Annotated in this window: 11 protein-coding genes and 2 tRNA genes; 5 read left to right on the top strand and 8 right to left on the bottom strand. The window is 52.7% G+C overall.

Annotated features, from left to right (window positions below):
• Nucleotides 1–156 precede the first annotated feature (156 nt).
• From F3J37_RS05940 to rssA, 5 genes are all read right to left on the bottom strand, one after another.
• Nucleotides 157–1,164, bottom strand: coding sequence for an NAD-dependent epimerase (locus F3J37_RS05940; protein WP_166932362.1), 1,008 nt, complete (start codon nt 1,162–1,164; stop codon nt 157–159).
• A 14-nt stretch (nt 1,165–1,178) separates the two neighbouring features.
• Nucleotides 1,179–2,519, bottom strand: a complete 1,341-nt coding sequence (locus F3J37_RS05935) for a UDP-glucose dehydrogenase family protein (protein ID WP_034828819.1) — start codon at nt 2,517–2,519, stop codon at nt 1,179–1,181.
• A 23-nt stretch (nt 2,520–2,542) separates the two neighbouring features.
• Nucleotides 2,543–3,451 (bottom strand): UTP--glucose-1-phosphate uridylyltransferase GalU, encoded by a 909-nt coding sequence (gene galU, locus F3J37_RS05930; protein ID WP_034828817.1) that lies wholly within the window; start codon nt 3,449–3,451, stop codon nt 2,543–2,545.
• 193 nt (nt 3,452–3,644) lie between these two features.
• Entirely contained in the window at nt 3,645–4,661 is a 1,017-nt protein-coding gene (rssB, locus tag F3J37_RS05925) for a two-component system response regulator RssB (RefSeq protein WP_034828815.1), read from the bottom strand.
• Nucleotides 4,662–4,763: 102 nt separating this feature from the next.
• Nucleotides 4,764–5,669, bottom strand: coding sequence for a patatin-like phospholipase RssA (rssA, locus tag F3J37_RS05920; RefSeq protein ID WP_058959825.1), 906 nt, complete (start codon nt 5,667–5,669; stop codon nt 4,764–4,766).
• 96 nt (nt 5,670–5,765) lie between these two features.
• Between rssA and F3J37_RS05915 the strand changes: the two genes are divergently transcribed.
• From F3J37_RS05915 to xthA, 5 genes are all read left to right on the top strand, one after another.
• A complete protein-coding gene (locus F3J37_RS05915) occupies nt 5,766–6,221 on the top strand; it encodes a YchJ family protein (RefSeq protein WP_166932360.1) in 456 nt (151 codons plus the stop codon).
• Nucleotides 6,222–6,278: 57 nt separating this feature from the next.
• On the top strand, nt 6,279–7,127 hold the full coding sequence (gene purU / locus F3J37_RS05910) for a formyltetrahydrofolate deformylase (protein WP_034828882.1): 849 nt from the start codon (nt 6,279–6,281) through the stop codon (nt 7,125–7,127).
• Nucleotides 7,128–7,270: 143 nt separating this feature from the next.
• Nucleotides 7,271–7,355, top strand: a tRNA-Tyr gene (locus F3J37_RS05905).
• Nucleotides 7,356–7,400: 45 nt separating this feature from the next.
• Nucleotides 7,401–7,485 (top strand) — tRNA-Tyr (locus F3J37_RS05900).
• A 110-nt stretch (nt 7,486–7,595) separates the two neighbouring features.
• Nucleotides 7,596–8,408 (top strand): exodeoxyribonuclease III, encoded by an 813-nt coding sequence (gene xthA / locus F3J37_RS05895; RefSeq protein WP_034828809.1) that lies wholly within the window; start codon nt 7,596–7,598, stop codon nt 8,406–8,408.
• 33 nt (nt 8,409–8,441) lie between these two features.
• On the opposite strand, the gene F3J37_RS05890 is transcribed toward xthA, so the two are convergent.
• The 3 genes from F3J37_RS05890 to selD are packed head-to-tail and all read right to left on the bottom strand — an operon-like array spanning nt 8,442 to nt 11,726.
• Complete coding sequence (locus tag F3J37_RS05890; protein WP_240154070.1) at nt 8,442–8,696, bottom strand: YnjH family protein; 255 nt, start codon at nt 8,694–8,696, stop codon at nt 8,442–8,444.
• A gap of 41 nt (nt 8,697–8,737) precedes the next feature.
• Complete coding sequence (locus F3J37_RS05885) at nt 8,738–10,660, bottom strand: DNA topoisomerase III (RefSeq protein ID WP_166932356.1); 1,923 nt, start codon at nt 10,658–10,660, stop codon at nt 8,738–8,740.
• Between the two features lie 22 nt (nt 10,661–10,682).
• A complete protein-coding gene (gene selD / locus F3J37_RS05880) occupies nt 10,683–11,726 on the bottom strand; it encodes a selenide, water dikinase SelD (protein ID WP_166932354.1) in 1,044 nt (347 codons plus the stop codon).
• Nucleotides 11,727–11,794 lie beyond the last annotated feature (68 nt).

The following is an 11,794-nucleotide window of genomic DNA, read 5'->3' as shown; positions in this document are numbered from 1 at the left end:
ATAATGGCGATGGCGCCAGGGCTGGTGCTGCCGGAAAGAAGAGTGCGGCATTACCCAAGGGCGGTAAAAAAGAGGCCACAACGTTATCCGTTGCGGCCTCCATTAAGATCTTAACTGACAAGCATTAAGCCGCTGGCTTCCTTTTTTAATGCGTCTTTATTGCTGATAAAAGCGACGATACCAATCAACAAAGTTCTGCACGCCCTGCTCAACCCTGGTTTGCGGACGGAACTGAATCGCATCATATAATGGCTGGGTATCCGCACTGGTATTGAGCACATCTCCCGGCTGCATCGGCAGCATATTTTTCTTCGCTTCAATGCCCAACGCTTTTTCCAGTGACTCGATATAGGTCATCAGGCTGGTCGGCTGGCTGTTGCCGATATTGTAAACCCGGTATGGCGCAGAACTGGTGGCCGGCGATCCCGCTTCCACGGTCCAGTTTTCATCAGCCTGCGGAATCACATCCTGCATACGCACGATAGCTTCAGCAATATCATCAATGTAAGTAAAATCTCGGGTCATTTGCCCACGGTTATAGACGTCAATTTGCTCACCGGCCAGCATTGCGCGGGTGAATTTGAATAACGCCATATCCGGACGTCCCCATGGACCGTAAACAGTAAAGAAGCGCAGACCGGTGGTGGGCAACTGGTATAAATGGGAATAAGTATGCGACATCAATTCGTTGGCTTTTTTGGTGGCCGCATACAGAGAAATAGGATGATCAACAGAGTCATCCGTTGAGAAAGGCATTTTGCGGTTAAGCCCATATACTGAGCTGGATGACGCATACAGCAGGTGGCCAACTTTATGATGGCGGCACCCTTCGAGAATGTTGAGGTGGCCAATGAGATTGGCATCGGCGTAAGCGTGTGGGTTATCAATTGAATAACGAACGCCCGCTTGCGCACCCAGATGGATCACGCGATCAAATGCATGATGTTCGAATAATGAAGAAATGGCCTGGCGATCTGCCAGGTCCATTTTCAGGAAAATAAACTCGGGATGCTGGAGGATCTGGTCTAAGCGCGCTTGTTTCAGGCTGACATCGTAATAGTCATTCAGGTTATCGATACCGACGACCTGGTGACCGGCGGCCAGCAAACGCTGACTCACGTGAAATCCAATAAAACCTGCCGCACCGGTAACCAAAAACTTCATACATCCCTCATTTATTACACAATTTGAATTGATGCTCCGCGGCCGATAGCGTAATACGTAAAGCCGCGTTTGCTGATACGCTCCGGATCATACAGGTTACGACCATCAAAAATCACGGGTTGTTTTAACGCGGTTTTGATAACGTCGAAATCTGGCGCACGGAAGTTCTGCCATTCAGTACAAATGACCAGGCCATCAGCACCTTGCAACGCCGCTTCTTTGGTACCGGTCAGCTTCAGGTCGTCGCGGTGGCCATAAATACGCTGCGCTTCTTCCATTGCTTCCGGGTCAAATGCCTGAATGGTCGCACCCGCTTCCCATAGCGTTTCCATCAGCACACGGCTGGAGGCTTCACGCATATCGTCGGTGTTAGGTTTGAACGCCAGGCCCCAGAGAGCAAAGGTTTTGCCACGCAGATCGTCGCCAAAATGACGCTTGATGAAGCTCGGCAATTTGTTCTTCTGTGAATCATTCACATCTTCTACCGCCTGCAACAGACGCGGTGTGTAACCAATCGACTCAGCAGTACGAATCAGCGCCTGCACGTCTTTCGGGAAGCACGAACCACCGTAGCCACAGCCAGGGTAGATGAAGTGATAACCAATGCGAGAATCTGAACCAATCCCCTGGCGGACTTTCTCAACGTCGGCTCCCAGACGTTCTGCCAGGTTAGAGATTTCGTTCATGAAGCTGATTTTGGTCGCCAGCATGCAGTTCGCTGCGTACTTGGTCAGCTCTGCACTGCGGATATCCATCAGAATCATGCGATCGTGATTGCGGTTGAATGGCTCATAAAGCTCACGCAACAACTCAACCACGTCGTCGTTATCAGTGCCCACCACGATGCGCTCAGGACGCATGCAGTCGTTTACTGCAGCCCCTTCCTTGAGGAATTCAGGGTTAGAAACCACATCAAACGGGATGTTCACATCACGTTTTTGCAGCGTCTCGGCCATTACTGCACGCACACGATCAGCCGTTCCGACAGGGACGGTAGATTTATCGATCACCACTTTATGATCGTTCATGTGCGCTGCAATTGTCCGCGCAACCGCAGTCACATATTTCAGATCGGCAGAACCGTCTTCATCCGGCGGCGTACCCACAGCAATAAATTGCATGACACCGTGGTTAACACCCTCTTCTGCATTGGTGCTGAACTTCAGGCGACCCGCTTCATAGTTAGACATGACCAGCGGCGTCAAACCCGGTTCGAAAATCGGAATATGGCCTTTTTTCAGGTTTTCGACTTTCTTTTCATCGACATCAATACAGAGAACGTCATGTCCGACTTCGGCTAACACCGCAGCCTGAACCAGACCGACATAGCCGATACCAAATACAGTGACTTTCATTGAATTATCCTGTGTTTAATGAATTACTTTTTGTTGCCTACAGCGCCTTCCAGCCATTGAGTAAAGTCTTTACCCAGTACTGGATGACGAACGCCATACTCAACGAAAGCCTGCATATAACCCAGTTTGTTACCGCAGTCATGGCTTACACCGGTCAGGTGATAGGCTTCAACGGTCTCTTTTTCCATCAGCATGGCGATGGAGTCAGTCAGCTGAACTTCGCCGCCAGCACCTGGAGGGGTTTTCGCCAGCAGTGGCCAGATGTCAGCAGACAGCACGTAACGACCCACAACTGCGAGGTTAGAAGGCGCTTCAGAAGCTTTAGGCTTTTCAACCACACCCACCATTGGCGCGCTCTGGCCTGGCGCCAGGTCAGCACCTTTGCAGTCAACGACACCGTAAGCGGTCACATCAGCAACCGGCTCTACCATGATCTGGCTGCGGCCGCTTTCTTCGTAACGCGCCAGCATTTCTGCCAGGTTGTCTTTGGTTGGGTCAGATTCGTACTCATCGATGATCACATCTGGCAGAATCACGGCAACTGGCTCATCACCGACCAGCGGATGTGCACACATCACTGCGTGGCCAAGGCCTTTCGCAATACCCTGACGCACCTGCATGATGGTCACGTGTGGAGGACAGATAGACTGGATTTCATCCAACAACTGACGCTTAACGCGTTTTTCCAGCATGGATTCCAGCTCAAAACTGGTATCAAAATGGTTTTCGATGGCGTTTTTAGAAGAGTGCGTAACCAACACGATTTCGTTAATGCCCGCAGCGATACACTCATTCACGACATATTGGATCAGCGGCTTATCGACCAGCGGTAACATCTCTTTTGGAATAGCTTTAGTAGCAGGCAGCATACGCGTACCCAGACCTGCAACCGGGATTACCGCTTTTTTTACTTTAGACTTATAGGCAGACATCTAAATACCTCTCTTAATAGGCCGTTCAAGTTAATACTTGATATGTCGGTTTAAAAACGAAATGAGTATATCAGTTACTATCAGACGGATTTATCCTGGATGGAGCTAATCCGCGGAATTTAAGACTATTACCCAAGTGTAAAGCTTACCCCTGGCCCTGTCTCCAGCCCGCAAAAAATATAAATCCAATCGCTTATTCTTCAGCCGATAACATCAGCCGTAGCCTGCCACCCGCGCCCCACACATGGCACTGCCAGGCATCAGCGCGTTGACTGATCTGATTGAGGTGCGTACTGCCCATAGTACCAAGCGGCACGCCATTACTGAGTTGAATCTGATGGGTGTTAATGTGCAATGTGGCGTTGAGGCCAGCGGAGACCAGAATCAGGTTTTTCAACTGACGGTGGTAGTACCCCACCAGCAAGGGGAACTGGCCACTGAGATTGGCCTGGCGTAACAGCATATTGACCTGGCGCAGCAGGCCGTTTAACTCCGGCAAGCGCTGCTTCTGTCCGGAAAGTTGTTCCTGTAACAGACCATTAAACAGCGCGCGCAACAGTAAGGCGGCCAACACGCCATTATCGCCTGCTCGGGTCACATCAAGACAGTAGAAGGCCAGATCCTTGTCGGACAACGCGGCAATATCCAGCACCAACCCTGGCTGTTCAGCCATGGTCAGTTGGCGATAGTTAATGCGGCAATTGGCGATGGTTTGCTGAACCGGAGGTTGCAACTGCTTCAGTAACTTAGACGCAGCTAAAGGATCGCGGACCAGTGCATCCCAATCCTGAAACAGCTGTTCATCTTCCTCAACTTTGGAAGTGAACATCGAAGGATAAAGGCACTCATAAACAGCTTCACGAAAACGTTCGAGGTTTCTGAGCGGCTTAAGCAGAACATCCTGAACCCCAAGGCGCAGGACATGCGCAATATCGGCCATGTTCTGCGTGGCGGAGATGATCAAGATTGGCACACTATTACCGCGGCTGCGGATACGTTCGACGAACTGAAGCCCCCCCATGCGCGGCATCTCCAGATCGCAAATCACCAGATCCACGGCTTGAGCCGACAGCAAGGTTAAGCCATCGAGGCCATCTCCCGCTTCCAGCGTGCTGGCTCCCAGCCCCACCAACATAGTGTCTAACATCGAACGGAAAACGACCTCATCTTCGACAATGAGTATCTTTTTGCCGATTAGTGGTTTTTCCATTCTCTCCCCCTGCGTACCAGATATTTCAATAGTGGTTCATAAAACGCAGTTGCGCATTTCAGAATTGACTGAAGTCGCACTGCCTGTGAATGAACAACCTGATTATCTGCCACGGACCAGCGGTAATAGTTCATCCATTTTTTTCTCGACGGCGGCTTTACCTGCCGCAATGGCTTCTTCTGCACGATGAAAATCCAGTGTGGATATCTGCGGACAAAACGGTTGAATCAGCACATCCGGTGGATCGCCCGCCATACGATTACGTTTAAGGCGGTTTTCCAGAATCTGGATGGATGTGGACATGATCTCCATGGCGCCCGGCGTTTGATTGGCGCGGCGGTGCGTCAGACCCAGTATGCGCTGGCGCAATTTTTTGCCCCAGCTTAATGCCTCAGCCGCGGCCTCTTCTTCACCGCTCTGTGGTGTCACCGATAATAAATCCTGCTGCATTAAATGCGCGTCATGCTGTAAGTCCACCGCGATGACAATGTCGGCGCCAAGGGCTCGTGTCAGAGATATCGGCACCGGATTGACCACGGCACCATCCACCAGCCAGTAACCATTGTAGCCAACAGGTGGTAATAAGCCTGGCATACTACAGGACGCACGTACTGCCTGATGCAAATCGCCTTCGGTTAACCACAACTCACGGCCGGTACTTAAATTCGAGGCCACCACGCCGAAGGGTTTATTGCACCCCTCAATCAATTCATTGGGGATCAACTGACGGATGTGGCTGAACACGCGGTCACCGCGCAGCAAACCACCACGCTGCCACGACAGATCCATGAGCCGGATCACGTCCCAATAGCGAAATGCGCTCACCCACTTTTCCATTACGCCCAGCCGCCCATTGACGTATGCCGATCCCACCAACGCGCCGACAGAGCAGCCTGCAACCACATCAATTTCAATGCCGGCACGCTCCAGCGCATTAATCACACCAATGTGCGCCCAACCTTTGGCGGCACCTGAACCCAGGGCCAGCCCGATCCTCACCTTTCTCATCGCACCTCGTGATTAGTCTGGTACGTAGCATCCCGCTCAGCAGTCGGCTACCATAGCGCACACTTTAATTAACTTTAATCACTCACAGGAGATGACGTGTCTGAAAAGTGCCCCTGCTGCAGCGGAAAGCAGTATAGCTTATGTTGCCAGCCCTTTCTGAGCGGTCAGGCATTCCCTGCCAGCGCTGAACAATTAATGCGTTCACGCTACACCGCCTATGTTGAAAAGAACGTGGGTTATCTGGCTGCGACCTGGCACTCCAGTAAGCGTGTGGCCGACCTTGAGACGTTATTATCTGAAAGTTTTTCCGGCACTGAGTGGCTGGGCTTGAATGTAACCCGTTGTAATCATGGAAGCCACGAGAATGAAGCCTTTGTGACCTTTTTTGCGCGTTACCGCGAAAAAGAGCGCACTTCGGCCATCTATGAATGTTCACGCTTTCTCTGTGAGGATCAACGCTGGTACTATATCGACGGAACGGTGCCCGAGCTGGGGCGCAACGATCGCTGTCCTTGTGGCTCCGATAAAAAATACAAAAAATGTTGTGGTTAATCTGGACAGATGCACAACGGCTTTACCATTCATCGCTTTGACAGGACTCTGATCGAGATGCAAGCGCAAAACACGCAACGAAAAGTTTTACGGACCATTTGCCCTGATGCGAAAGGTCTGATCGCCAAGATCACCAACATTTGCTACAAGCATGAACTCAACATTGTGCAAAACAACGAGTTTGTCGATCACCGTACCGGGCGCTTTTTCATGCGCACAGAGCTGGAAGGGATTTTCAACGACAATACCCTGCTGGCGGATCTCGACAGCGCGTTACCGGTAGGTTCGGTGCGGGAATTGCAGAGCGCTGGTCGTCGTCGTGTGGTGATTCTGGTGACCAAAGAGGCGCATTGCCTGGGCGATCTGCTGATGAAATGCGCGTTTGGTGGTCTCGATATGGAGATTGCCGCCGTCATTGGTAACCATGAAACGCTGCGCTCGCTGGTTGAACGTTTTGATATTCCGTTTGTGCTGGTCAGCCATGAAGGTCTGACGCGTGAAGAGCATGACAACCGCATGGGCGATGAAATTGATCGCTACCAGCCGGATTACGTGGTGCTGGCCAAATATATGCGCGTGCTGACGCCGGCTTTTGTGCAGCGTTACCCGAATCAGATCATCAATATTCACCACTCGTTCCTGCCTGCTTTCATCGGCGCGCGCCCTTACCATCAAGCTTACGAGCGTGGCGTAAAAATTATCGGTGCTACCGCGCATTACGTAAATGACAACCTCGATGAAGGTCCGATCATCATGCAGGACGTGATCAACGTCGATCACAGCTACACCGCAGAAGAGATGATGCGTGCCGGTCGTGATGTCGAGAAGAATGTCCTGAGCCGTGCATTGTATAAAGTGCTGGGTCAACGCGTGTTCGTTTACGGTAACCGCACCATCATTCTGTAAGCGTCCTGGCGCTGAATTGTGCAACTCTTCAGCGCCACGGATGAAAAGTGGGCAAACGATTCATATTTTTGTTTTCAGCGCTTTACAGTCAGAACGCATTTGGTATCATGCGCCCCGCTTTCAGGCACATTATTCAGGCCAGTGGCGGGATTCCCGAGCGGCCAAAGGGAGCAGACTGTAAATCTGCCGTCATCGACTTCGAAGGTTCGAATCCTTCTCCCGCCACCATCTGAATAATCTTCTCACCTGAATCACTAAGAGCTTTATATCCCTGGCGGGATTCCCGAGCGGCCAAAGGGAGCAGACTGTAAATCTGCCGTCATCGACTTCGAAGGTTCGAATCCTTCTCCCGCCACCATCGCTTTTCCTATTGCTTACATCGTTATTTCTTCCCGATTCAATCCATGACATTCTAACGAAAACTCGTTACCATCCCGGCATACTTTTGCGGATAAGAATGGCAGCGAAATGAAATTCATCTCTTTCAACATCAATGGCTTGCGCGCACGCCCTCATCAACTTGAAGCCCTCGTCGAACAGCATCAGCCAGACGTCATCGGCCTGCAGGAAACCAAAGTTCACGATGACATGTTCCCGCTCGAAGACGTCAGCAAATTGGGTTACAACGTGTTTTATCATGGTCAAAAAGGCCACTACGGCGTCGCGCTGCTGACCAAGGCTCAGCCTGTTTCGGTACGTCGTGGTTTTCCCGGTGATGATGAAGATTCACAACGCCGCCTAATCATGGCGGAAATCCCCAGCCCAATTGGCGACATCACCGTGATTAACGGTTACTTCCCGCAGGGTGAAAGCCGTGACCATCCAACTAAATTCCCGGCGAAAGAGAAGTTCTACCGTGATTTACAGGATTATCTGGAACAGCAGTTGGCGGTTGATAAGCCGGTGCTGATCATGGGTGACATGAATATCAGCAGTACCGATCTTGATATCGGCATTGGCGAAGATAACCGCAAGCGCTGGCTGCGCACCGGTAAATGCTCATTCCTGCCAGAAGAGCGTGAGTGGATGGATCGCCTGTTGCATTGGGGTCTGGTCGATACCTGGCGCGCGAAATACCCGGAAACGGCTGACCGTTTCTCCTGGTTCGACTACCGTTCAAAAGGTTTTGATGATAACCGTGGTCTGCGTATCGACCTGTTGCTGGCCAGTCAACCGCTGGCAGCGCGTTGCATTGAAAGTGGCATTGATTACGAGATCCGCAGCATGGAAAAACCATCGGATCATGCACCTGTCTGGTCGACGTTCAATCTGGAAAAATAAGTTAACTGCGTGGCGTGAGAACGCCACGCACCTTTACTTGATGATTTTCCAGATAAGCGGGTTAGTGCCCATCACTTTCTCATCACGCCCACACTGCAGCAGCACGCCTTCCGCTTTCACGACCGCCCCTTCAGAGTAACTGCGATTCTCATAAGTGCAGCACTGCAGACAGTTGCTCTGCTGATTATTCTGTCCCTGTGTCCAGACTTCCGGTGGCATATCCACCACCACATCCGTATTGCTCGTGCGACTGTTTTCCGGCTGGCGGTTCGCCAGCGCCGAATTCATGCACAACAGCAGCCCGCTAAGCGCTAATAGGATATAACGCATCACTCTGTCTCCTTGGTTTTACGCCGGGTCGATTTCGGTTTTGCTTTACGTTTAGCGGCCGGTGCGGCAATGCCTCTAAATGATTGCAACGAGGGTCGCTGACGCGCTTCGCCAATTAACCCGATCAGCGTGGCAACCAGCGGCTGCATAAACTCATCGTAGCGGCAGGCCTTTTCACTGATGCGTGTTAATGTCGATTCCCATTGAGCCGTCATATCTGGTCGGGCCGCCATTTCTGGTAACGCATGGATCAGCGCCCTGCCCGCGTCCGTAGAATGAATATAGCGGCCTTTCTTCACGAGGAATGTCCGGCGGAACAATAATTCAATAATGCCGGCTCGCGTCGCTTCCGTCCCTAAACCATCGGTCGCACGCAGCACTTTCTTTAATTCTTTATCCTGAACAAAGCGCGCGATGCCGGTCATGGCGGATAACAGGGTGGCATCGGTAAACGGGCGCGGCGGCTGCGTCTGCTTGGCAAGCACCTCACCGCGCTCACACAGCAGCTCATCGCCCTTTGCCACCACCGGTAAAGGCGTGCCATCGTTCTCTTCATCGCGTTCTTTACTGCCGATTAAGGCACGCCAGCCCGCTTCTGCCAGAAAACGCGCTTTGGCAACAAACTTGCCCCCGCCAATCTCGAGATCGATAACACATTTGCGAAACACCGCGTCTGGGCAAAATTGCATCAGATACTGACGTGCCACCAGGCCGTAAATATTGGCTTCATTCTCCGTGAGGTTCACTTTACTGGCGCGGGCGGTAGGGATGATCGCGTGGTGCGCATCCACCTTTTTATCATCCCAGCAGCGGTTCTTCTGATCAGGGTTAAAATCCGTCGGCGGTGTCAGATTGGGTTGGTGCGCCTGTATCGCATTTAGCACCGCATGGCGTCCGGCAAAATGTTCATCCGGCAAATAACGGCTGTCTGAACGCGGATAGGTAATCAACTTATGGGTTTCATACAGACGCTGGCAGCAGTCCAATACGTTTTGCGCACTCAGGCCGAAACGCTTTGCCGCCTCGATCTGCAGGCTGGAGAGCGAAAACGGCAATGGTGCGGTGTCAGATTCCCGTTTGTCGTTATAGCCTGTCACTATCGCCGGCTTACCGTTGATGCGCTCTAAGACATGATCGGCCAGCGAACGGTGTAACAGGCGACCTTCCTCATCCTGCCAGGGTTCGCAGGCGTCGCTGGGTATCCAGCTGGCAACAAAACGCTCATCCTTCGGCGTCACGATGTGCGCTTTCACTTCGAAAAAATCTTTAGGAATGAAGTTTTCGATCTCTTCATCGCGACGCACCACCAGACCGAGCACCGGCGTTTGTACGCGTCCGACCGACAGCACGCCATCATAACCGGCATTGCGGCCTAACAGCGTCCAGGCACGGGTCATATTGATGCCGTAGAGCCAATCTGCGCGGGCGCGGGCCAATGCGGAGACGCACAGCGGGATAAACTCGCGATTCTCACGTAAACGGCTGACTGCTCGCTCCACGGCGGAGGGGTTGAGATCGTTAATGAGACAGCGCTGCACTTTCTGCCGCTTTTCCGGCGCGAGTTGCAGGTAGTCCAGCACTTCATCCACCAACAGCTGACCTTCACGATCCGGGTCACCGGCGTGCACCACTTCACTCGCCTGTTGCAGCAAACCCTCAATCACTTTGAGTTGCTTAGCCACCGACGGACGGGGTTGTAAACGCCACTTTTCCGGAATGATCGGCAGGTCGGCAAGGTTCCAGCGCGCATAGCGGCTGTCATAGCTGTCCGGCTGCGCCTGTTCCAGCAAATGCCCGACACACCAGGTGACCATCTGATCGTTGCCACAGGCAATAAAACCGTCACCGCGGCGATGCGGCTTCGGCAGTACATCAGCAATGGCACGCGCCAGGCTGGGTTTTTCAGCAATAAACAAACGCATGTCTGGCGTCGTTCCTTCTACGTCAATTCACGACGGTAATTAATGGACAGGAAGGATCGGCAGCGAAGAGTTCCCCCACCGCCGTCGCCTGCACGCCGGCCAATATTGCGCAGCGCTGGAAGGCTTCGACCTCGCTGGGTTGCACCGCCACCAGTAAACCACCCGAGGTTTGCGGATCGCACAGTAACGCGCGCGTTGCATCATCCATCGCGGAAACCAGGGCGCCATAGCTGGCAAAATTGCGCTGAGTGCCTCCGGGCAAGGCACCTTTGGCGATATACTCATCGACACCCGGTAAGCGCGGAACCTGTGTGGCGTGGATTTCCGCACGCAAACCCGATCCCTGGCAAATCTCACTCAGATGTCCCAGCAAGCCAAAACCGGTGACATCGGTCATGGCGCTGACGCCATCCAGTTTGGCGAACTCGGCACCGGCTTTATTCAACTGACACATCACCTCCGCCGCTAATGACTGATGTTCTGGCAGCAGAAGGCCTTTTTTCTCGGCGGTGGTCAGGATGCCGATCCCCAATGGCTTCGTGAGAAACAGCTGGCTTCCCACCTGCGCGGCGCTGTTCTTTTTCACCCGCGCCACATCAACAATTCCCGTGACGGCCAGGCCAAAAATCGGCTCCGGCGCATCGATCGAATGCCCACCCGCCAGCGCAATACCAGCAGCCTGACAGGCCGCACGGCCGCCTTCAATGACCTGCTGAGCCACTTCCGGGCTCAGCACGTTGACCGGCCAACCCAGGATGGCAATCGCCATGATCGGTTTGCCGCCCATAGCATAAATATCACTGATGGCATTGGTGGCGGCGATGCGACCAAAGGTATGGGGATCATCGACAATCGGCATAAAAAAGTCAGTGGTGCTCACCACCGCTGTGCCGTTACCAAGATCGTAAACGGCAGCATCGTCACGTGTTTCGTTGCCCACCAGCAACTGGGGGTCATGAAAAGGGATTAGCTCACTATGAAGAATGGTTTCCAGTACCTGCGGCGAGATTTTGCAGCCGCAGCCAGCTCCATGGCTGTATTGCGTCAGACGAAGAGGTTCACTCATGGCGGGTTCCTTATGCGCTGAACAGAAGGCTGTATGTTAGCCTGGCTGTCAACCGGTGGTAAGTGTTG

The organism is Candidatus Pantoea communis, from assembly GCF_011752685.1.
GTDB classification, from domain to species: domain Bacteria; phylum Pseudomonadota; class Gammaproteobacteria; order Enterobacterales; family Enterobacteriaceae; genus Pantoea; species Pantoea communis.
This window is presented reverse-complemented; position numbering and strand designations above follow the sequence as displayed.